Origin of the sequence: Bacteroides graminisolvens, from assembly GCF_963666085.1 — a bacterium.
GTDB lineage: Bacteria > Bacteroidota > Bacteroidia > Bacteroidales > Bacteroidaceae > Bacteroides > Bacteroides graminisolvens.
On record NZ_OY762556.1, the window covers coordinates 1,809,961 to 1,831,504 of the forward strand.

Sequence of the window (21,544 nt, forward strand, 5' to 3'; positions counted from 1 at the left end):
TTAACTAACTACATGTTTAACCTAATAATTATCTCGGATATGAATAAGAATGATATTGGTCATAATGCAGGCAAAATCTGGAAACTGCTCAGTGATAACACGTGTTGGAGTTGTGCTGCCTTACAAGAAAAATCAGGTTTAAGTGATAAAGAACTGGGAGCTGCAATCGGTTGGCTGGCCCGTGAAAATAAGATCGAATTCAAAGAAGAGGGAGAAGAGTCATGTGTTTACTTATGTGTTAACGTATATATCGGTTAAAGTTTTCCTTTTCTGAGAACAAATCTCTTTCTTTGCACTAAATTTAAAGAAAGAGTATGAGAAGTTTCGCATCTGATAATAATTCGGGAGTGCATCCTTTGGTGATGGATGCTTTGCAACATGCCAATGAGGACCATGCGTTGGGATACGGTAGTGACAAGTGGACCGATCAGGCGGTTGCCATGCTAAAAGAGTCATTCACTCCAGTGTGTGAACCCCTGTTTGTTTTTAACGGTACGGGTAGCAATATTGTTGCTTTACAGCTTATGGTTAGACCGTTTCACTCCATTATATGTGCCGAAACGGCGCATATTTATGTTGATGAATGCGGGTCACCGGTAAAAAACACAGGCGCACAAATTCGTCCGGTGCTCACACCCGACGGTAAGCTTACCCCCGAATTAATACGTCCTTATTTGCATGGTTTTGGCGATCAGCATCATTCGCAACCCGGTGCTATTTACTTGTCTCAGTGTACTGAGTTAGGTACTGTATATACGCCCGTCGAATTGAAGGCGCTTACGTCTCTTGCCCATGAACATGGAATGTATGTTCACATGGATGGTGCCCGCATTGCCAATGCATGTGCTTATTTAAAGACTTCGCTAAAGGAAATCACAGCCGACTGCGGCATTGATGTACTGAGTTTCGGTGGTACCAAAAATGGCTTGATGATGGGTGAGTGCGTTGTGATCTTCAACGAAGAGCTAAAAGCTAGTGCTGCGTTCGTTCGTAAGCAATCAGCTCAGCTGGCATCGAAAATGCGCTATTTATCCTGTCAGTTTACGGCTTACTTAACGGACCACCTGTGGTTGAAGAACGCAGAGCATGCCAATGCAATGGCTCAGCGGTTGTGCGATGCATTGAAGCAATACCCGGGTGTGTGCTTTACGCAAAAGGTTGAAAGCAACCAGCTATTTCTTACCATGCCTCGTGCAACGATTGACCGGTTATTGCAAAGCTATTATTTCTATTTCTGGAATGAAGCGAACAATGAAATCCGACTGGTTACTTCTTTTGATACGACGGACGAGGATATTGATAACTTCATCAGTTTGCTCCATCAATAACTTCCTCGTACACTATATAATAAAGGTAAATGCAATGAGGTTCGGACTTTCACAAGCCCGAACCTCTTCTATTATCTGTATTTTTGGGGGAATAAATACAGACTAGTATCTTGGTGAACAAACATTATCTGTTTAAAGCTTCTGCTAGTCCGGTAAAAACATACCCTTCTTTTCTTAGCTTCGAAATCATTTTCCTCATGCCGTTTTTATAGAACTTGTCGGTACGTTTGTCATCGGTTCCTAAATGAATCAGTATGATGTAACCGTTCAGTCCCTTTTCTTTTTCTTTAGATAGTACTTGTTTATAGATGCTTTCACTGCTTTTGTAGTTCTTCATTTCCGGAGTGGTATAGTCGGCATTTGTTCCGCTGCCCGGTGTGAAGTTAATCAGTTGTATACCCATACTCTTGGCCCACGACGCAATTTCTGCATTATAGTGTTCGTAAGGAGGAACAAAATAAGGAGCGTCCGTGTATGCAATGCCTGCCTGATTCATTAATTCGTAGTTAGCCAATAAGTCCTTTTCAAACTCCTCCCTGCTGATTAATGTGGAGTCTCTTTTTTCCCAAGAGCAATAAAGAGGGTGTGCGTTGCTGTGAGCGCCCAGATAGTGACCGTCGTTTCTTAAAAGAGAGACAACCTCCGGAAATGTTCTGTAAAACCTTCCGGTGAAGAAAAAGCTTCCTTTTATTTTCTCTTTGCGAAGAATCTCTCTGATATCAGCCGCTCCGTCTGCTTTGTCGTCTGCGGTAAAGATCAATGTGATTTGTTTGCGGGTTGTATCCGTACGAATGATTCCTCCGTTGATGAACGTATTCTTATTGCTTAACGTATGACCGCTCTTCATGCCGTCTTTCTGCAAGGCCGACAAGTAATAGGTTAACGAAGCAGTACCGTCCATGGTGGGTTCATTGGTTGAATAGTCGTGCGTGTCATCGTGGTAAACTAAATTTTCGGGCTGAAATCGTTCGTATGATTCTCCGCCATCCAAATGTACCCCTCTTAAACCTTTGAATATAGTTGCGTACACCGGACCATCAACCAGTCCTCCCGACGTGTTCGCTAGCCGGGCCGTATAGTACGACGAGTGCGGTTGGCTGGGGTAATCACCCCAAAGAGGCAAGTCGGCTATCATACTTGTGCCCCACGGATTACAGCCAAACAGCCAGTCGCGCAGGGAGGCTTCCATCTCCTCATAGGTTAAATCACCTGTTAACTCCCTGTACAACCGGCACTGAGTAAGCATGGCGGCGGTCAGGTTATTGGAACACCATACGCCGGGAATGCCAAACAGGAAAGGATCTTCTTTGGCTTTTTCGAACACACGCTGTATGCCCGAGCGCATGTTCCTGATAAATTCGTTGCTTACACGCTGGTTTCCTGTGCTCGCCAATCTGTAATGTCCCATATTCATAAAAGGATACCATTGGTAATGCCGGGCACTGTCTGCACCCATCCACGGCGTAACAGGCTCTCTTCTTCCGTACTCAATGGCCTGTTCCAGAAATTGATTGTTTTTTGTAGTCAGGAACAACTCGGCAGCAGCCAGTTCCATGTCGTCCGTCCAGTTGTCTTCTTCGTAAATATAAGGAGATAGCACGGAAGCAGTTTGGCAGGCGCCCGGCTTTTCCATTCCACTTTGATATGCATCGTGAGCTTTGGTAGCCAATACGTCGGCAAAGGCAGGGTCATACTTCCGCATAATGGTTGCTCCTAACGCAAAACAAGAGGCAAACTTCCCGGTTGTGCTTGCAATACCGGTCGTTGCGTTGGTGAATTTACCCCGAACTTGTTTCTCTCCGCTGCAATAGTACACAGGACGTCCTTTTCCCGGGCCATAACCGTAATCAACCAAGTCTTTGTTGGGTAAACGCATGCCGGTATGATCTCTATCGTCGGCAATCTGATTATAAAATTCCCCCTTTTCAGGATTCATTCTGTTTAACCAGTCGAGCCCCCACCTGATTTCGTCTACAATATCCGGTATACCGTTGCTCCCTTTTAGTCCCGCTTCATTATATGCATCAGCAAATGCCTCGGGGTTTTGTTGGTACGCAAACATCATTTGATAAATAGCGTTTGCAGAAGTGGTGGTGTATTGCAGATAGTCGGTTGCATCATGCCAACCCCCGCGTACATCAATGTGTTGCCCGGTCTTCGTTGGGTGATGAACAATGTAGCCGTCATGTACATGACAACTGTCTTTTAGAAACGGATTATAGCCGCATCTTTGCTGACGCATATAGTTCAGCAAAAAATCGGCAGTTCCATTGTAAACGCCCGGATCTATACTGAAGCGGGGAGATTGAGTTGTCCCTGCTTTCAGATAATAGGTTCCGGTTTGATTAAAGTCGCTGAAATCCAATCGGTACGTGCTCTCCATCTTTCCGTTTTTTCCTTTTGCCAGGGGGGTGGCAAATGTTCTTGCAACTTTTCCGGTGAATGCATCAATTAAAGCATACTCTTTAATTTCAATTTTCTCTTCACTCATAAAGACTGCAACTTTTCTGGATTGAGGCAAGTAGCCGAGTTGGTTAATTCTTATCCACTGCTCTGCGCATACGTTTAACGACATAACAGAGAGTGAAATGGCAAATAGCCAACCTTTACTCTTCATAATTGCGTAATGTTTAAGGTTCAACTTGTGTTAAGTTGTATGCAAATAAAGCGTATTAAATTCAGTATTGATATATGTGCGACTATAAATTAACTGTTATTATGGGTTGTTTGTATATGTTTAATTATAAAAGAAAGGGCACCCTCTTCAAAAACAGAAGAGAGTGCCCTTATATAGCGGTGATTAGAAGCTTACTTTCTATAGTAAGCTAAATCATCTTTGTCGAATTTGCTAAGGAAAGTAACATGCTTGTCTATTTCAGATTCAGCGAATCTTACGTAAACATGAGCCGATTCAGTAAACAAATCGTTCTTGCTTGCATCTTGAACCATTAGGTGAGACATGATAAGATGGGCCGACATTTCTACTAAACGGCGAGCGGCGAAATCAATCAGTTCCTGATCTTTCTCTTCAGTGATTTTAGTCACAATAGCCTCGTATTTGTTTGCCAGCTCTTTCAATCTGTTCTTTAATCCTTCAAACTCAGGAGCTACCTGTGCCGTTTCATATTCGCGGATTTTAGATAAATAAGCACCGGTCGTAACGTATCTGATGGCTGCAACCACCTGCAATTGCGTAGTACCTTCGTAAATGGAAGTGATGCGTGAGTCACGGTAAATTCTCTCACAAGCATAATCTTTCATGAAACCCGAACCACCATGAATCTGAATACAGTCGTATGCATTTTGGTTTGCAAACTCACTGCCTATTCCTTTGGCAAGAGGAGTAAAGCTATCGGCTAACTTAGAGAATGTTTTCTGTTCCTGACGTTCTTCCGGAGTTAGTTTGCGTTCTTTGGCAATATCGTCGAGAGCTTTATAAACATCTACATAACGAGCTGTTTCATATAATAAGGTGCGTGACGCATCGAGTTTAGCTTTCATCAAAGACAATATTTCAGCAACAGCCGGGAATTCAATAATTGCTTTTCCAAACTGTTTGCGGTCTTTGGCATAAGCCAATGCTTCGTTGTAAGCGGCCTGCGATAATCCCACCGATTGAGCGGCAATACCCAGACGGGCACCGTTCATCAGCGCCATAACGTATTTAATAAGACCCAGTTTACGATCACCGCAAAGTTCAGCTTTTGCGTTTTTGTAAACCAACTCGCAAGTAGGTGATCCTTTGATACCCATCTTGTTTTCAATTCTACGCACGTTCACTCCGCCGTTTCGTTTGTCGTAAATGAACATAGACAAGCCGCGGCCGTCATGAGTACCTTCTTCCGAGCGTGCCAATACCAAGTGAATGTCGGCGTCACCGTTGGTAATGAAACGTTTCACTCCGTTCAGATACCAGCATTCGTCCTTCTCACTGTAAGTAGCTTTGAGCATAACCGATTGCAGGTCGGAACCGGCATCGGGTTCCGTCAGGTCCATTGACATGGTTTCTCCCTGACAAACACGGGTTATATAGCGTTTCTTCTGATCTTCGTTAGCGAATTCATAAATTGTTTCGGCACAATCCTGAAGTCCCCACAAGTTTTCGAAACCTGCGTCACTGCGGCTCACAATATCTGCCGCCATGATGTAAGGCACAACAGCGAAGTTAAGTCCGCCAAAACGTCGGGGCATAGCCATACCCATTAAACCGGCCTTGCGGCAAGCTTCCAGGTTAGCAAAAGTTCCGTTGGCATACGTCACCCGGCCGTCGGCAACGGAAGGGCCTTCGTGGTCAACGCTTTCGGCGTTGGGCGCAATGATATCACCACAAATCTCACCCACAATTTCGAGAACCTTATCATAGCTGTCCATTGCATCTTCGAAGTCAACAGGAGCGTATTCGTAATTTTCTCTGTCTGCGTAGTTTCTTTCTTTCAGATCTACGATTCTTTTCATTAACGGATGATTCAAGTGGTGCTTGAGTTCCGGTGTATCGATATAAAAATTAGCCATGATTACTTAGAATTTTGTTTGTAAAACTTGATCATCTTCGGTATAACTTCTTCCACCGTACCATTGATTACGTAATCGGCTATGGTATTGATCGGTGCATCTTCATCGTTATTAATGGAGATAATCATTGAACTTTCCTGCATACCGGCAATGTGTTGAATCTGTCCCGAAATGCCACAGGCAATATATAACTTAGGACGAACAGTGACTCCGGTTTGTCCAATCTGCCTGTCGTGTTCGGCAAAACCCGCATCCACAGCAGCACGGCTGGCACCAACTTCTGCATTCAGCACTTTGGCCAATTCAAACAGTAAGTCAAAATTCTCTTTAGAACCAACGCCGTATCCGCCCGAAATGATGATAGGTGATCCTTTCAAGTTATTTTTTGCTTTTTCTACGTGGCGTTCTATCACTTCAACGATGAAGTCGGTCGGAGCAACATACTTACTCACGTCGTGTTTGATTACTTCTCCTTTGTAAGTGTCAGAAAGGATTTGTTTTTTCATCACACCTTCGCGAACAGTAGCCATTTGCGGACGATGTTCGGGGTTGACGATGGTTGCTACAATGTTGCCGCCAAATGCGGGACGAATTTGATAAAGTAGGTTCTTATAAGTTTTTCCTTCTTTTTTATCTTCGTGATCACCAATTTCCAGAGCGGTACAGTCGGCTGTCAATCCGCTGGTTAGGGCTGAAGAAACACGAGGGCCTAAGTCACGACCGATAACCGTAGCACCCATCAAACAAACTTGAGGTTGTTCTTCCTTAAATAAGTTGACCAATATAGAGGTATGGGGCAATGAAGTATAAGGGTACAAACCTTTGGCGTCAAAAACATGTAGTTTGTCAACACCATAAGGAATGATTTGCTTTTCAATGTTTTTTAAATCAGTTCCGGCTACAACAGCTTCCAGCTGACATTTCAATTCGTTAGCCAGTGAACGGCCTTTGGTAAGGAGTTCCAAGCTTACATCGGCTACATTTCCGTCTTCTATTTCGCAATATACAAATAAGTTATTCATATTTCTCAGTAATTAGGAGTTTAGCCAATGGTATGGTTAGCTAACAGTTCAACAATTAGTTCTTCAATTTCGCGGTCATTGCTACCAATCGTTTTATTCTCTTTGGCCTGGAATACAATGTTCTGAATAGCTTTCACCTTGGTGGGTGAACCGGATAGTCCGCATTGTGCCAAATCACCTTGTACATCGGCAACGCTCCACTCAACCAAGTTCAGATAGTCGCGTTTGTCATACAATTCTGTGTAGTCCAAATTACCTTGTTGTTTCTCGGTAATTGTTTTGGCATGTTTATACTTTTGCACGAGTCTGGCATTTCGGGGGCGGCAAGAAGCTGCCGATCCTGTTACGGTTATAACCATCGGCAGAGGGCCTGTAACGGTTTCTACTCCACCATCAATGTGTCGTTTTACTGTGATTGCTTTGTCGGTCACTTTTAAAATCTCTTCCGCATAAGTTATTTGGGGCATTCCCAGCTTCTCAGCTACTTGGGGCCCAACTTGTGCCGTGTCACCATCAATCGCCTGGCGTCCACCGATGATAATGTCACAGGTACCGATCTTCTTGATAGCAGTAGCCAATGCATAAGATGTGGCTAAGGTATCGGCACCGGCAAATGCCCTGTCGGTTAGCAAGTAACCATTATCTGCTCCTCTGAATAATCCTTCACGAATTATATCGGCGGCCCGGCCCGGACCCATGGTGAGGATAGTAACAGTTGACCCCGGATGGGCATCTTTTAAACGGAGAGCCTGCTCTAATGCATTGAGATCTTCCGGATTGAAGATAGCAGGAAGTGCCGCGCGATTAATAGTTCCGTCGGCTTTCATGGCATCCTTCCCTACATTTCGTGTGTCGGGAACTTGTTTTGCCAGTACAACAATTTTCAAACTCATGTTATAAGTATTAGTATTATCCTGCAAATTTACGCAATCAGTTGATTCTGCAAAGAAATATGCTTTAAAAATGCACAAATGGGTCTGTTATGAGCAAGAACCATGTTCCTCAACATCTTTTTATTCTGCTGCTGTCGGGACATTTAGCGGATAAAACAACCAACTCGTTTATAAAATAGAGCAGTTGATTGATTCGTTTTTTTAATCAGAACTATTCTCCATAGCTTCGTAACACGATTGTAATATGTAACTTATGCATTTAGAATACTTAAATCCTTTGCTTACTCACTTTGAACCGGTGTCACTCGAAGAGATGAATGCCGTTCGCTTAATGAACCGCATTGATACGAAGTACACTACTTCCATTGATTTGTTGCCTGCAATCCTTCTTTCATTGCAGAAAGATTATAGGATTCAGGAAATTACGTGCCGGCGGAACATGCCTTATGAAACCACATACTTGGATACCGAGGGGAGAGACATGTTTATGGCCCATCAAAATGGAAGAACCGTTCGTGAAAAGATACGGGTACGCACTTATAAAGATTCCGGACTGACTTTCCTCGAAGTGAAAAATAAGAATAACAAAGGACGCACGGACAAGAAACGAATACTTGTAAGTAACTTGCTTAACTTGCAGGAAGAGGGCGCCGAGGATTTCCTGCAGAAATATGCTTGGTACAGCTTATCGCAACTCTCTGGCAAATTACAAAATTCATTCAACCGCATAACGCTGGTTAACAAACAAATGACTGAGCGTTTAACCATTGACACGAACGTGTGCTTTCAAGACTTGCTTACCGGACAACAGGCCGCGATGGATCAGGTAGCTATCATTGAGTTAAAAAGAGATGGCAATCATTTCTCTCCGGTAAAAGAGATTCTGCATCAAATGCATGTGCTGCCGGTGAGCATCAGTAAGTATTGTTTGGGGTCTGTACTCACTAACCCGGCTTTGAAGTATAATCGCTTTAAACCCAGAATAAGGAAAATAGAACAAATACAAAATCAAATAACAATTTAGACCATGGAAGATTTTACAGATATAACTTTGTTGGAGGCACCGCTGCTCGATGGCGCCGGATTCATGCAACTGCTGTTGAGGTTTGCCTTTAATATGCTGGTGATATTTGGTATCATTCAGTTCTTTTATTACTCAAAAAGCAAAAGACGCGACTATTACTTCACTTTTACACTCATAAGCATCAGCGTATTCTTTTTAATTTTTTTGCTTGGCAGCGTTAAACTGAAAATAGGCTTTGCACTAGGACTGTTTGCCATTTTCGGCATCATCAGATACCGCACAGAATCGGTTCCCATCAGGGAGATGACTTACTTATTTGTGATTATTGCCATTTCAGTCATCAACGCTTTGGCTGTGGAAATAAGTTATACCGAGTTGGTTGCTACGAATTTAATTTTTATTCTCAGCATTTGGGTGAGTGAAAGCAATCGATGGCTGAAACACATTTCCTGCAAACTGATTCAATATGACCGCATTGAACTTATTAAACCGGAGAATGCAGCTTTGTTGTTAGATGACTTAAAGCAACGAACGGGACTCCCGATCCTGAAAGTTGAAGTGGGGCATATTGATTTCTTGCGTGACAGTGCCATGGTGAAAATATACTATGAACCGCTTTGTGATGAGATAAATACCATTGATACAGTAACTAGAATACCACGTGAAAATGAATAAGTTTCTTTTGATTTTATCGGGCTTGCTTTGGTTCGTTGCTCCCATGGTAAGTGCTCAGGATAGTGACTTTGGTATATGGACAAGTCTGGAGGTGAAAAAGAAAATATTTCCGGGCTTCGACGCTTCTTTTGAAGGGGAGTTCAGAACGCGAAACGATGTAGGAACCATTGATCGATGGTCGGCAGGCGTTGATCTTTCATATTCAGTTAACTCTTATTTGAAGCTGGGCGGTGCTTATAACTTGATTAACTATAATCATCCGAAAAGAGAATGGGAGGTAGGACATCGGTATAGCTTCTATGCAACCGGCAGTTATGTATGGAATAGAATAGAACTTTCTTTGCGCGAAAAATACCAGCAAACCTATCGGGTGGGGGTGTCTGAAACCGCCTCTCGGGCAAATCCCAAAAAGATTATGCGATCACGGTTACAGCTTGCTTATAATCTGCCCAAATCAAAACTGACTCCATATACTTCGGTGGAGTTTTATCACACCTTGAATAATCCAAAGGGTAATGATCTGGAGAAAACAAGGTATACGTTGGGTACTGAATATAAGATTAATAAACGTAGTAAGCTCGATTTGTTTTACCGATACCAGTCGGAAACGGATGATGAGGAAGATGACGGACATGTTTTGGGACTAGGTTATTCATTAAAATTTTAAAGCTCTGTATGATGAAAAGATATTTAATTGCGTGTTACATGATGGCCCTGGCAGGAGCTCTTTGCTTAGGCTGTACCAGTGATACCGATGAGGTGACGGATGAAAACGGCGACACTTCGGGTGAAGTGATAACAGAGCCTTCGGGTGATGATTTGGTTGAGAATGCTACATTCAGTACGGTGGTTGGTATTGTTTATTCGGGCACCACTGCCAGCGTAACGAATGCTGCGAGTGGGGTCACGGTATCACAATCGGGTGCCAATGTGGTGATAACTTCGACTATTGAAGGGGTTGAATACGTATTGAGTGGTACCACAACGGCCGGTTCTTTGAAAATTTATAGTGATTATAAGTTTAAGTTGAACTTTAACGGTGTGGATATAACCTCTACTTCGGGCCCGGCTATAAACATTCAATCGCACAAGAGGGTTTTTGCCGTACTTACGGAAGGAACGGTTAATAAGTTGACCGACAGCTCGTCTTACCCTACCAGCACGGAAGACCAGAAAGGGTGTTTATTTAGTGAAGGGCAGCTTATCTTTAGTGGCAGCGGTAGCCTCACCGTATCCGGCAAATACAAACACGCTGTGTGCAGCGATGATTATATATTGATTCGTCCGGGTGTGCAATTAACGGTTGCCGCAGCCGCAACCGATGGCATCCATACCAACGAGGCTATATTAATTGAGGGTGGCACGGTTCAGGTTACGTCTACTGACGAAGGTATTAACTGCGACGAAGGTGCTGTGGTTATTAACGACGGTACGGTTACTGTAACGACCAAAGCGGCATCGGCCAAAGGTATTAAGGGATACGGTAATGTGACTATTAATGGTGGTACTATCAATGTTACAGCCAAAGGAGGAGATTCCAGCGAAGGCATTGAGAGTAAAAGTGTATTGACTATTAACGGCGGAACGGTGGAGGTTACTGCTTATGACGATTGCATCAATGCGGCAAGTGGTATTGTTATAACGGGTGGCTCGGTTTATTGCTATAGTTCCAATAATGACGGTATTGACTCTAACGGGCCATTAACCATATCGGGCGGATTGATTGTGTCTTCGGGTACTACTAGTCCGGAAGAAGGCATTGATTGCGATCAAAACACATTTAAAATAACCGGAGGAACTTTGGTGGGGTTCGGTGGAGCAACTAGTACGCCTACTTCGTCGGCCAGCACGCAGCGTTCCTTAATATATGGAGATTCCGGCACTTCGAACCAATATTTCAGCGTGGTTTCTTCAACAGGCGAGACTGTTTTAGTGTGCAAAATTCCCAGAACTTATTCACAAATGACTTTGCTGTTTAGCAGTCCTTCTCTCACTGCCGGTACTAGTTATACCATTTATTCGGGAGGTACAGTTTCCGGCGGAACAGATTTTCACGGACTTTACACTGCCGGAACTTACACCGCGGGAACTCAATTGTCTACTTTTACCAGCAGCTCTGTGGTAACGCAGGTGGGCAATGTGAGCACAGGTGGTGGCGGACAGCCGGGTTGGCGATAGTTATTCTGAGATATGTTTAATCAGTCTGACGATAAAAATATTCGATTTGTCGATTCCTTTTGTGAGCTTCACGGGGTAGAATTACTTTTGTACATTGGTTTATGTAGTTATGAAGTTTAGGAAAAGGCTTTTTTTAGAGAACCTGATCTATGCGGTGATTTGGTTTTTGATTTTTCTTTTGCCCATTATCGGGAATTATTTTTCCCTTTATTCGGGCAAGGAATCATCACTAAATTGGCGCATGATTTCTTCCATATGGCTGGGAATCTTACCGTTATTTGGCGTGTTTGTCATCAATAACTGGTTTCTGGCGCGTTATCTGTTACGAAAAAAATACGTAACATATACCGTGTTAGTCGTAGCGGTAATTGTTGTCATGCTGGGATTGAACTTTGTAGGCAGAAGGTTTATAGAGACACCCGAAGACAGATTTCATCCTCGTGCCGAGCGAAGTTGGCAACGTATGGGGGGCGAAAAGGCTACGCAAATGCCCATGCCCGATAAGATGGACGAGCCTGCACCGGATGAAATGAAAGGCCAACCCCCTGAAGGACCTCGTAAGCTTTTACCCGGACCAGACCGTAAAGGTGAGAAAGACTTGAGAAAGAAGTTTTTCATTTTGCCTTTCTTTCCGGGGCCTTTCTACAGTCATTTTATTCTTTCCATTTTAATTGTAGGGTTTAATATAGCCGTAAAGCTTATGTTTAAATCTCTGCGTGACGAGGAAATGATGAAAGAGTTGGAAAGACATAATCTACAGTCGGAACTGGAGTATCTGAAGTACCAAATCAATCCTCATTTTTTTATGAATACGCTGAATAATATTCATGCATTGGTTGATCTTGATTCAGAGAAGGCTAAGACTAGTATTCTGGAACTCTCTAAAATGATGCGTTACGTGCTTTATGAATCCAGCAATAAAACAGTCAGCCTTTCCAGGGAAATTAAATTTCTGATAAATTACATAGAACTGATGCGGCTTCGGTATACTGACAAAGTGAGCATTGAAGTAAGTATGCCGGGTGAGCTGCCCAATATTGAAGTGCCTCCTTTGCTTTTCATCTCTTTTATTGAAAATGCGTTTAAACATGGAGTGAGTTACCAAAAAGATTCCTTTATTCATGTTTGCATGCAAGTGGAAGATCAGCAACTCTTGTTTCAATGTTCAAACAGCAACTGGAAGAAGGGCGACGGGAAGCACTGTGGCATTGGACTTGAGAATATCAGAAAACGGTTACGCCTGCTTTATGGTGAAGATTATGTTTTGTCTATCGAAGAAGTAGCCGATTGTTATAATGTACTATTGATAATACCTATCACAGCATGATAAAATGTATTGCCATTGATGATGAACCGCTGGCATTGGCACAAATAGCCGGCTATATATCTAATGTTCCGTTTCTGCACCAGGTAGGTGCCTGTCAGGATGCTTTTGAAGCCATGCAATTAATTGCATCGGAAGATGTGGATCTTATTTTTGTCGATATCAACATGCCCGATTTAAACGGGCTTGATTTTGTGCGTTCTTTAGTAAGCAGTCCTTTGGTGGTGTTTACTACGGCATACTCTGAATATGCAGTTGAAGGATTCAAACTTGATGCGGTTGATTACCTCTTAAAACCTTTCAGTTTTCAGGATCTCCTGAAGTCGGTCGACAAGGCTCGTAAACAGTTGGAATACCGTTCGGGTGGAGGAGCAGCCGATAATGATTCAAACGTGATTAATCCTGACGGTACGTTGTTTGTAAAGTCTGATTATAAGATTATCAGAATCAACGTCAACCAAATAAAATACATTGAGTGCATGAGTGAGTATGTACGCATCTATCTGGAAGGCGAGGATAAACCGGTGATGACCTTACTCAGCATGCGCAAACTGGAAGAACGATTACCTGCCAGCATGTTTATGAGGGTGCATCGTTCTTATATTGTTAACTTACACAAGATTCAGGAAATATCACGATTAAGGATTATTTTTGAGGGGAATGTTTATATTCCGGTGGGCGATAACTACAAAGAAAAGTTCAACGATTACATTAATAAAATGTGCTTAGGCAAATAAGAAAAAACCTCTTTATGTTTTTCAAAAACATAAAGAGGTTTTTTTAAAAGATAACGAGGTTTTCCAGAAAGGTGGTTGTGCCTTATTTGAAACCTAATTTCTTTGCAATTTCTTTGGGTAAAGCATCTTTGTGAACTAATATATTCATTGTTTTATACTTTACGAATGATTTGGAAGCATACCAAGTTCCTTTGTATTTGTTATTGGTTCCCCAAGAGTTTTTAACCATATAGTATTCTTTTCCGTTTTGATCTTTGGCAGTACCATAAATGAGCATGCCGTGATCATCTGTTGTTTCCCAGTTGTTGAATGCTTTTTGACGCATTTCCTGAGTGATTTCCATTTCAGGCATGGGCTTAGAGGTTAACTCCTTACGTTTGTCGGCCATGGTAAGTCCTGTCCAGCGAGCCATGTCAGAACCGGTGAGGTCTGTGCGGTTCATCTGAGGAACAACCGCAATGCCGTCACGTGTAAAACCATCTTCGCTCACATCACTTCCCCAAGCTACCGTATAACCATTGTTTACCGCATTATCAATAACCGTCATAAACTCATCGATGGGCAAGTTCCACGATTCTCCGTTTCTCCAGTTGTCCTGAATTTCAATGGCGAACTTTTTATAGAAAGGATGATGGGTATACGAAGTCAGGGATACATAATCATCAGCATTCAATCCCAATGATTTAGCGAAAGTAAGCGGTGTGTATTCTTTTCCTTTATAAGAGAACTTCTCGGGACATTTGCCCAAATAAGTATCATAAATAGCATTCAAACCATTCATCCATACCGGAGTAAGCTTGGTGAGTTTGCCTTTGGCAATAGCATTAACGTAAGCTTCGGCAACAGCATCAAGTTCATTGTGCACGGGAAGAGTGTCTCCATACATAATTCCGTTCATGGCTTCCTGAGGAACCAGTCCGTAGTTATTCATGCAATAAACAACATCATAAAAGCTACCGCCCGGAGAGAAAGAGTTGTCACCGTGAAGACGCACATATCGTTCTGCGCGATCGGCCATGGTGTGATGTACAACGAACATTTCTGATAAATCATACTCACCTTTACCTTGTCTTAGAAGCTCTGATTCCAAGAATGCAAGGCTCGAGAAACTCCAGCAAGTACTCGATCTGTTCTGGTTTTTTATGGATGTAATTGGATTCTCTTTTACTGTGCTGAAAACAAAACCTTCTTCTTTTTTAGGCTCTTGTGCAACTGTGTTGAGGCTTAACAAGCCCAGTGTTGCAATTAATACTATATTCTTCATTCTCTCTTGATATATTATGTTTATTTATGCGACAAAGATACACGGAAATTCTTTTAATCCTGTCTTTTTTACATAAAAATGAAGAGAAAACTACATTTTTATTGCAGTTTACCACGGTATGCACGTTCGCTAAAAGAGATGTTCAGGTAGAATGATAAACTCTGTTCGCGCGGCATGCCTGTATTGACTTTGCTTTGGTCGCTGTATTTGGCCCCAAAGGAAAAGATGTTTTTGTTTTTAAGCGTAAAAGCCGCTCCTGTACTGATGTAATAATTCTGCGGTTCGTTTTTCTTTATAACAACGTACGAGTTACTGGTGCCTGCTCCTAGCATCAACTTAATGGGAGTTCGGTAAGGATTTCCCAATGTGTATGCTAAACCAAGCTTAAGGAGGTTTTGGTTGGCATAGCTTACAATGCTTTGCGATGATTCCATTTTATTCCATTGTATCCATTTGTAGTCTCCCGAGAAACTCCACTTGGGTGTGTTATAACTCAAACCGATCCCGATGAATTGAGGCATGTACTGCTTAACGGAATGCTCGGACTTATCAATCGTTGTATCGTCACTGGTACTGCTAACCGACAGTTCATTCTTTTGAGATAATTGTTGCTTAAATCCGTAGGTAGCACCCAATATAAATGCATTGTTCTTATTCAGGTTGTATTTATACTGCATCCCTAAATCGGCATAACAGGCTGTTTTCCGCGAAGTCTCTTCCCGGGTAGCGCTCCCTTGAGTTTCTGTCTGGGTAATGGTACCGGTTATATACGACAGGTTAGCTCCCAACGAAAGATTCTTGCCGATCAAGAAAGCATTGCTCAGGTTTATTCTGGATAGTCCGCCGTCACCTTCAAAGTAAGAAGAGATAATGCCACCGTTGGTTCCTTCCACTTGTTGATCCAATGTAATAGCATAACCCACACTGCTAATAGGCGATATGGATAATGCTCCGTACCAACGGGGTAAAATCCGAAAGCCTACAGCCAGATTATTGAGGTTACCTACTGTTGAATTATTGCCTATTCCTGATTGAGTATATTTTTTGTATGCTCCCATTACGCCGGCTTCAATGGTGAATTTCAAGCTGTCGATTTCTGTCAGGGCAGCCGGATTGGTTAAGTTGAGAAAGCTGTTGCCCCGAAGTGCAATGCCTACTCCCCCCATACCGGCATATTGTCCGCCATCACCGGTGGTTACCTCGCCGATACCAAACATCGATGTAGGCGAATTAGTTGTATTTTGGGCTACCATTAGTGTGGGAACACACCAAGTCAATAAAAATAATATGTACTTCATTATTCGTTGTATATTTTATATAATACCACTAATTTCAGCTTATTGTGCTCACGGTTTTGGTCGCCAAAAGTTACGCCGCTTAGTGTGGTACTGAATTCACTGTTGGGAAGCATCAGCATCAGGTTTTGCCGGTTCATACCGAATGTTCCCAGGTTATCTTGCAGGAATGAGGTGATGTCAAATGTATAATAGGTTCCGTTGGCAACACTTTTGTCGGAAACCAGACTTCCGTCTTGCACACTTGTTCCATACGAATCGGTTATCGCTTCTTGTGCCACGTTGCTATCATCAAGGGTGTACATGCTGAGCGAGGAAGGCAGAGGCATGTCAGTATCATACGTCCCGTCAATGGGATACAGGTACAGCATGGCACTTTCTATCGTCACCATATCACCTTGCAATAACAGATTGTTGAGGTGAGGAAATTCTATTTTAATATAATTACCTACCAAGCCTTGAACAACAGCCTGATGCTCGGTTTTATTGGATGATAAAGCATTGTTGGATCCCGGCACGATGTCTGCCAAGATACTGTTGCTGCGATCTTGTACGGTCTTATTGTATTTCAATGTTGAGCTGGGAGTGAACACCGTACTCATGTTTGTTATCGAAGAAGCTATTTGGCTGTAATACAATTTAATATACATGCTCGAATCGCTTACACCAAATCCGCTGATGCACTTGTCGGCTTTATCGGGAACAAATGCAATTCCTTTCAAGTAACTTCTGAAGTAATCTTGTGACCTGAAGTAGATGGACTGGTCTTTCATTAAGTCCAGCAATTCCTGCCCAAATTCATCGGGAAGTCGCAGCTCCAGTTTTTTCTTCTTCACCGGTTGGTTTTTGAAGGTGAGAGTAGCAAAAGGAGTTGCTTCGTACGGATAGCTGGTTGTGTTGTATAGGTATCCGTCTTTATCAAGCGCCATGTTTGACGTTAACTTGTGCATGTATATGTGTTGTGGCGTACTGATTGTGTCGCCCAGATAGCTTCCGCTCGGACTCATGATGATGGTGATGGAGTCAAACCGATAAGTACTTTCTTCGTTGAGGCTGACCGAAGGTACGTTGTATTCAGCATAAAATGATGCTTGAATATCACCCCATGTTGTACCGCTGTAATGACCTATCTGACAAATAGAGTCGCCCGATGTGGCAACCGAATCGGCTAGAATGGTGCTGAGCAACACGGTACACGTGTCAGTCTGTATATTATAAAAAGAACTTTCTACCCATTTTCCTCCTGCAGAAGACGCTTCATCTCTGCAGGAGGCTAATAGTAAACAAAACAAATATGTAATAATCCAAATTCCTGGCTTCATTCTAATTTTAGTTGAGGTTTTAGTGCGGCAAAAGAAGCTATTTGTTGTATGGTGACAAAATACTATCGACAAATCACCCTATTTTATCGACTGTATTTTTTTAGTAGATGAAAAAACACTGTTCGTCGATTCTTTTTTTTATATGAACCTTTGACTCTTACATTTGCCGCTCAATAATTAACTATTAAACCGCATTAAAAGATGAATGTAAGTATTTGGAATGCAACTTCAAAAACGATACTTTTTGTGCTCTTCGCTTGTATCGGCACTTCTTTGGTTAGCTCATGTACAGAAGATGATGAGTATACGGTAGGTGTTTGGTACCGCCGTTCGGCATTAGACGGTCCGGCTCGTACGGAGGCTGCCAGTTTTGTTATTAACAATGAAGGCTATATTTGTTGTGGATATAAAGGAGGGTCGAGTCCTACCAAATTAAGGGACTTATGGAAATATACACCTGTTGAGGGCGGCAATGGTTATTGGACACAGTGTGCCGATATGCCAACTGAAGCAGGTTACAGAAGTGCAGCTGTTGGTTTTGCCGTAAACGGAAAAGGGTATGTTTCTACGGGAATTGATATTGACTCCAGGCCCTTGGCAGATACATGGGAATATAATCCGGATTCAGACTCGTGGACTCAAAAAGATGACTTCATTAAAGAAGCACGTTACGGTGCATTGGGATTTGCTTTAGGTAATTATGGATACTTAGGCACCGGTTATGACACAAGCAACTGGTACAAAGATTTTTATAAGTTTGATCCGAATGCAGCTAGTGGCTCGCAATGGACGGTTGTGACGGGATTTGGCGGTGATAAGCGCCAGTACGGTACGGCTTTTGTCATCAACAATAAAGTATACTTCGGCTTTGGTACTAATAATGGGAGTTATCCCGACGATTTTTGGTCTTTTGACGGCTCTACTTTTACTCGCTTGAGAGATATTGCCGATACCAATACGGATGAAGATTATGATGATGATTACGCTATAGTCAGATCGGGGGCAGTGGCTTTTGTTATTGATGGCAAAGGATATGTCACTACAGGAACCACAGGAAGCTTGAAGAGTGATTATTGGGTTTATGATCCCGATACGGATCTTTGGTCGGGTGATAGTGATGATGATTATACTCCTTTCGCCTTACTAAATTCCGGTTCTCAAGGTTCCTCACGCTCAGGTGCTACCGCTTTCACGCTAAATAACAGAGGGTTTGTAGTTGCCGGAGCATCGGGTAGCTATCGGTTAGATGATGTGTATGAACTTTCACCTTATGAAAATCGTGAAGACTAAAAAAGGATTGGCTTTTACCCTCGTCTTGCTCACTATGGTTGTAGGCATGTTTTGTTGGTGGAAGTTTAGTAAGAACGGTCCGGATCACTATTATACAATTGAAGTGGTTGAACTTCATGAAGGTGGATTCGGTTATAAGATTCTTCATCAAGATGAGATGCTTATTTATCAACCTTTTGTTCCGGCTGTTGGTCACAACAAACCTTTTGCAAACAAGGAGGATGCAATAAAAGTGGCTCAGCTGGTTAGAAATAAACTAGAGAGCGGATATGGTTTTTCAGTCTCTGCGAAAGAGATTCAGGAACTTAATTTATCCGTGAGTTATTAATAGATTTCATTTTCGTATGTTAGCCATATCTTTCTTTGGGGGAAAGATATGGCTTCTTCATTATTGGTAAACTTGTTTTTTTATGAAATATTTATTGCATTATTAGGTGAAAGCAAACTAATTATTTAGTTATTTTGTTACCAAAAGTAAACTTAAAAGGTTATTCGTATGCAAAAGGCCCAAAGGAATTATATTATATACGCTTTGATGTTACTGCTTTTCGGTACTTTAATTTATCTTTCTGTTGAAGAAGGAATGGCATTTGCCAGTCATTCGTCCCATCATGTTCCTGATAGAACGGATTCCCCTTTTGACCTTTTTCTGCAATTTATGCAAGAGAACTTGCATCATCCGCTGGCAGTTTTACTTTTACAGATCATTGTGGTGTTACTAGCCGTGCGCTTCTTTAGTTACTTGTTTAAACACATTCATCAACCGGGTGTAATAGGCGAAATTGTTGCGGGTATCGTATTGGGCCCTTCTTTATTAGGTTATTTCTTTCCCGAAGCGTATCAATTTCTTTTTCCAAGTGAATCTTTAACTAATCTGGAGTTGCTGAGCCAGATTGGGTTGATTCTATTCATGTTTGTTATAGGCTTGGAACTTGATTTCTCTATATTAAAGAATAAGATTAATGAAACCCTTGTGATAAGCCATGCCGGTATTTTGGTTCCTTTCTTTTTAGGGACTGTTGCCTCTTTCTGGATTTATGAAGAATATGCAGCCAATCAAACGGCTTTTCTGCCCTTTTCATTATTTATAGGTATATCTATGAGCATAACAGCTTTTCCTGTTATGGCAAGAATACTACAAGAGAGGAACATGACGAAAACACCTGTGGGCATTTTATCTATCGCCTCGGCTGCAAACGATGATGTAACGGCTTGGTGTTTGCTGGCTGTAGTCATTGCCATTGCAAAAGCCGGAACATTTGTTGGTGCTCTTTACACGGTGGGTCTTACCCTTTTGTATATTGTCATTATGTTCTTTGTAGTCCGACCGTTTTTGAGGAAGTTGGGAGTTGCCTATGCCAGTCAGGAAGTTATAACTAAGCCTTTCGTGAGCTTTATATTATTGGTACTTATCATCTCGGCAACGTTGACAGAAATCTTGGGTATTCATGCTTTGTTCGGTGCTTTTATGGCAGGCGTGGTTATGCCTCCCAATATGGGTTTCCGTAAAGTGATGATGGAAAAGGTGGAAGATATTGCATTGGTCTTTTTCTTACCTTTGTTTTTTGCATTTACAGGTTTGCGTACGGAAATCGGTTTGATTAATAGTCCGGCTTTGTGGGGCGTATGTATTATGTTAATTGCCGTGGCTATAGCGGGTAAACTAGGAGGTTGTGCTATTGCTTCGCGTCTGGTGGGCGAATCATGGAAGAATAGTCTTACAATCGGTACGCTGATGAACACACGCGGATTGATGGAATTAGTAGCTCTCAATATTGGTTATGAAATGGGAGTGTTGCCGCCCTCTATTTTTGTTATTTTGGTTATTATGGCATTGGTAACTACATTTATGACCACTCCTCTGTTGCATTTGGTAGAGAATTATTTCTCGCGCAGAGAAGAAAAACTCATTCAAAAACGGAAGCTTATTTTTTGCTTTGGGCATCCCGAATCAGGTCGGAATCTGTTGTCTGTTTTTGCTCTTTTGTTTGGTGACAGACTTCAAAAACATCAGATTATAGCCGCGCATTATACGGTGGGTACTGATGTAAATCCCTTAAATGCCGAGCAATATGAAAAAGATAGCTTTGCTTTGGTTAACGTCAGGGCAGAAGAGTTGAATCTGAATATTGATAACCGCTACAGGGTAACCGATAAATTAGTGCAGGAAATCACTCAGTTTGTAAAAGATGAAAATCCCGATATGTTGCTATTGGGTGCCGGAACGCGCTATCGGGCAGATTCTCCAACAGGGAGAGGAGTTTATTGGTTCTCCCTCTTTCGAGATAAGATAGAAGATGTATTAGGCAGTGTGGATTGTCCGGTGGCCATCTTTATTAATAAGGATAAAACAGACGGTCCTGTTTCGTTCATTCTGGGAGGAACAATGGATTTGTTTATGCTGCCTTTTGTGAAAACAGTTGCGCAACGTGGCATTCCTATTCATTTATATCTTTTCAATACCCATGATGACAGCTTTATTGAGCAAACAAAGACGCTTACTTCTTCATACACCGAAACCATTGTTGAACATAAATTTAGCAGTACTAATGAATTGTTGTTCAACGATGAAGGCTTATTGGTGGTAAGCCATGAAGTATATAATAAACTGGTTGAGGAGGAGAATTCACTTAGAGAAACTCCTTCAATGCTTATCATAAGAGATAAAATAGACAAATAA

Annotated in this window: 18 protein-coding genes; 11 read left to right on the plus strand and 7 right to left on the minus strand. The window is 42.2% G+C overall.

Annotation, left to right across the window (positions count from 1 at the left end; all coding sequences use genetic code 11):
* The first annotated feature begins 39 nt into the window (after positions 1 to 39).
* Together ACKPCE_RS07470 and ACKPCE_RS07475 are read left to right on the plus strand one after the other, a co-directional pair.
* A complete protein-coding gene (locus ACKPCE_RS07470) occupies positions 40 to 258 on the plus strand; it encodes a winged helix-turn-helix domain-containing protein (protein WP_319504691.1) in 219 nt (72 codons plus the stop codon).
* Between the two features lie 56 nt (positions 259 to 314).
* A complete protein-coding gene (locus tag ACKPCE_RS07475) occupies positions 315 to 1,328 on the plus strand; it encodes a threonine aldolase family protein (RefSeq protein ID WP_319504692.1) in 1,014 nt (337 codons plus the stop codon).
* 124 nt (positions 1,329 to 1,452) lie between these two features.
* Here ACKPCE_RS07475 and ACKPCE_RS07480 read toward each other — a convergent pair whose 3' ends face one another.
* From ACKPCE_RS07480 to ACKPCE_RS07495, 4 genes are all read right to left on the minus strand, one after another.
* Positions 1,453 to 3,945: a bifunctional glycoside hydrolase family 9 protein/polysaccharide deacetylase gene (locus tag ACKPCE_RS07480; protein WP_319504693.1), complete on the minus strand. Its 2,493-nt coding sequence runs from the start codon at positions 3,943 to 3,945 to the stop codon at positions 1,453 to 1,455.
* A gap of 191 nt (positions 3,946 to 4,136) precedes the next feature.
* Positions 4,137 to 5,840: an acyl-CoA dehydrogenase family protein gene (locus tag ACKPCE_RS07485; RefSeq protein ID WP_319504694.1), complete on the minus strand. Its 1,704-nt coding sequence runs from the start codon at positions 5,838 to 5,840 to the stop codon at positions 4,137 to 4,139.
* A 2-nt stretch (positions 5,841 to 5,842) separates the two neighbouring features.
* Positions 5,843 to 6,862, minus strand: coding sequence for an electron transfer flavoprotein subunit alpha/FixB family protein (locus ACKPCE_RS07490; RefSeq protein ID WP_276964331.1), 1,020 nt, complete (start codon positions 6,860 to 6,862; stop codon positions 5,843 to 5,845).
* A gap of 20 nt (positions 6,863 to 6,882) precedes the next feature.
* Positions 6,883 to 7,755, minus strand: a complete 873-nt coding sequence (locus tag ACKPCE_RS07495) for an electron transfer flavoprotein subunit beta/FixA family protein (protein WP_319504695.1) — start codon at positions 7,753 to 7,755, stop codon at positions 6,883 to 6,885.
* Between the two features lie 253 nt (positions 7,756 to 8,008).
* Between ACKPCE_RS07495 and ACKPCE_RS07500 the strand changes: the two genes are divergently transcribed.
* The 6 genes from ACKPCE_RS07500 (at position 8,009) to ACKPCE_RS07525 (ending at position 13,693) form a co-directional block, all read left to right on the plus strand.
* Positions 8,009 to 8,779 carry a polyphosphate polymerase domain-containing protein gene (locus ACKPCE_RS07500; protein WP_319504696.1) on the plus strand — a complete coding sequence of 257 codons (771 nt, stop codon included), beginning with the start codon at positions 8,009 to 8,011 and terminating at the stop codon, positions 8,777 to 8,779.
* A gap of 3 nt (positions 8,780 to 8,782) precedes the next feature.
* Complete coding sequence (locus tag ACKPCE_RS07505) at positions 8,783 to 9,454, plus strand: DUF4956 domain-containing protein (protein ID WP_024997232.1); 672 nt, start codon at positions 8,783 to 8,785, stop codon at positions 9,452 to 9,454.
* Positions 9,447 to 10,121 (plus strand): DUF2490 domain-containing protein, encoded by a 675-nt coding sequence (locus ACKPCE_RS07510; protein ID WP_319504697.1) that lies wholly within the window; start codon positions 9,447 to 9,449, stop codon positions 10,119 to 10,121. Before ACKPCE_RS07505 ends, ACKPCE_RS07510 begins: the two co-directional genes overlap by 8 nt.
* An 8-nt stretch (positions 10,122 to 10,129) precedes the next feature.
* Entirely contained in the window at positions 10,130 to 11,632 is a 1,503-nt protein-coding gene (locus tag ACKPCE_RS07515; protein WP_319504698.1) for a carbohydrate-binding domain-containing protein, read from the plus strand.
* 241 nt (positions 11,633 to 11,873) lie between these two features.
* A complete protein-coding gene (locus tag ACKPCE_RS07520) occupies positions 11,874 to 12,959 on the plus strand; it encodes a sensor histidine kinase (RefSeq protein WP_407654958.1) in 1,086 nt (361 codons plus the stop codon).
* Positions 12,956 to 13,693 (plus strand): LytR/AlgR family response regulator transcription factor, encoded by a 738-nt coding sequence (locus tag ACKPCE_RS07525; RefSeq protein ID WP_319504700.1) that lies wholly within the window; start codon positions 12,956 to 12,958, stop codon positions 13,691 to 13,693. The genes ACKPCE_RS07520 and ACKPCE_RS07525 overlap by 4 nt, the downstream gene beginning before the upstream one ends.
* Positions 13,694 to 13,775: 82 nt before the next feature.
* Here the strand turns inward: ACKPCE_RS07525 and ACKPCE_RS07530 are convergent, their stop codons facing one another.
* From ACKPCE_RS07530 to ACKPCE_RS07540, 3 genes are all read right to left on the minus strand, one after another.
* Positions 13,776 to 14,957 carry a C1 family peptidase gene (locus tag ACKPCE_RS07530; RefSeq protein ID WP_319504701.1) on the minus strand — a complete coding sequence of 394 codons (1,182 nt, stop codon included), beginning with the start codon at positions 14,955 to 14,957 and terminating at the stop codon, positions 13,776 to 13,778.
* Positions 14,958 to 15,055: 98 nt separating this feature from the next.
* The gene (locus tag ACKPCE_RS07535; RefSeq protein WP_319504702.1) at positions 15,056 to 16,255 is read right to left on the minus strand and encodes a BamG family beta-barrel-assembly machinery protein; all 1,200 of its coding nucleotides are present in this window, start codon (positions 16,253 to 16,255) and stop codon (positions 15,056 to 15,058) included.
* Positions 16,255 to 17,574: a DUF4270 family protein gene (locus ACKPCE_RS07540; RefSeq protein WP_319504703.1), complete on the minus strand. Its 1,320-nt coding sequence runs from the start codon at positions 17,572 to 17,574 to the stop codon at positions 16,255 to 16,257. The genes ACKPCE_RS07535 and ACKPCE_RS07540 overlap by 1 nt, the downstream gene beginning before the upstream one ends.
* Positions 17,575 to 17,775: 201 nt before the next feature.
* Here ACKPCE_RS07540 and ACKPCE_RS07545 point away from each other — a divergent pair, with 201 nt between their 5' ends.
* From ACKPCE_RS07545 to ACKPCE_RS07555, 3 genes are all read left to right on the plus strand, one after another.
* Positions 17,776 to 18,864 (plus strand): Kelch repeat-containing protein, encoded by a 1,089-nt coding sequence (locus ACKPCE_RS07545; protein WP_319504704.1) that lies wholly within the window; start codon positions 17,776 to 17,778, stop codon positions 18,862 to 18,864.
* A complete protein-coding gene (locus ACKPCE_RS07550; RefSeq protein ID WP_319504705.1) occupies positions 18,845 to 19,192 on the plus strand; it encodes a DUF4907 domain-containing protein in 348 nt (115 codons plus the stop codon). Before ACKPCE_RS07545 ends, ACKPCE_RS07550 begins: the two co-directional genes overlap by 20 nt.
* 168 nt (positions 19,193 to 19,360) lie before the next feature.
* Positions 19,361 to 21,544 carry a cation:proton antiporter gene (locus ACKPCE_RS07555; RefSeq protein ID WP_319504706.1) on the plus strand — a complete coding sequence of 728 codons (2,184 nt, stop codon included), beginning with the start codon at positions 19,361 to 19,363 and terminating at the stop codon, positions 21,542 to 21,544.

Excerpts from the sequence above, each read along its gene's own strand:
- ACKPCE_RS07470 (WP_319504691.1), top strand. The coding sequence starts at position 40 with ATGAATAAGAATGATATTGGTCATAATGCAGGCAAAATCTGGAAACTG.
- ACKPCE_RS07475 (WP_319504692.1), top strand. The coding sequence starts at position 315 with ATGAGAAGTTTCGCATCTGATAATAATTCGGGAGTGCATCCTTTGGTG.
- ACKPCE_RS07480 (WP_319504693.1), bottom strand. The coding sequence starts at position 3,945 with ATGAAGAGTAAAGGTTGGCTATTTGCCATTTCACTCTCTGTTATGTCG.
- ACKPCE_RS07485 (WP_319504694.1), bottom strand. The coding sequence starts at position 5,840 with ATGGCTAATTTTTATATCGATACACCGGAACTCAAGCACCACTTGAAT.
- ACKPCE_RS07490 (WP_276964331.1), bottom strand. The coding sequence starts at position 6,862 with ATGAATAACTTATTTGTATATTGCGAAATAGAAGACGGAAATGTAGCC.
- ACKPCE_RS07495 (WP_319504695.1), bottom strand. The coding sequence starts at position 7,755 with ATGAGTTTGAAAATTGTTGTACTGGCAAAACAAGTTCCCGACACACGA.
- ACKPCE_RS07500 (WP_319504696.1), top strand. The coding sequence starts at position 8,009 with ATGCATTTAGAATACTTAAATCCTTTGCTTACTCACTTTGAACCGGTG.
- ACKPCE_RS07505 (WP_024997232.1), top strand. The coding sequence starts at position 8,783 with ATGGAAGATTTTACAGATATAACTTTGTTGGAGGCACCGCTGCTCGAT.
- ACKPCE_RS07510 (WP_319504697.1), top strand. The coding sequence starts at position 9,447 with ATGAATAAGTTTCTTTTGATTTTATCGGGCTTGCTTTGGTTCGTTGCT.
- ACKPCE_RS07515 (WP_319504698.1), top strand. The coding sequence starts at position 10,130 with ATGATGAAAAGATATTTAATTGCGTGTTACATGATGGCCCTGGCAGGA.
- ACKPCE_RS07520 (WP_407654958.1), top strand. The coding sequence starts at position 11,874 with ATGATTTCTTCCATATGGCTGGGAATCTTACCGTTATTTGGCGTGTTT.
- ACKPCE_RS07525 (WP_319504700.1), top strand. The coding sequence starts at position 12,956 with ATGATAAAATGTATTGCCATTGATGATGAACCGCTGGCATTGGCACAA.
- ACKPCE_RS07530 (WP_319504701.1), bottom strand. The coding sequence starts at position 14,957 with ATGAAGAATATAGTATTAATTGCAACACTGGGCTTGTTAAGCCTCAAC.
- ACKPCE_RS07535 (WP_319504702.1), bottom strand. The coding sequence starts at position 16,255 with ATGAAGTACATATTATTTTTATTGACTTGGTGTGTTCCCACACTAATG.
- ACKPCE_RS07540 (WP_319504703.1), bottom strand. The coding sequence starts at position 17,574 with ATGAAGCCAGGAATTTGGATTATTACATATTTGTTTTGTTTACTATTA.
- ACKPCE_RS07545 (WP_319504704.1), top strand. The coding sequence starts at position 17,776 with ATGAATGTAAGTATTTGGAATGCAACTTCAAAAACGATACTTTTTGTG.
- ACKPCE_RS07550 (WP_319504705.1), top strand. The coding sequence starts at position 18,845 with ATGAAAATCGTGAAGACTAAAAAAGGATTGGCTTTTACCCTCGTCTTG.
- ACKPCE_RS07555 (WP_319504706.1), top strand. The coding sequence starts at position 19,361 with ATGCAAAAGGCCCAAAGGAATTATATTATATACGCTTTGATGTTACTG.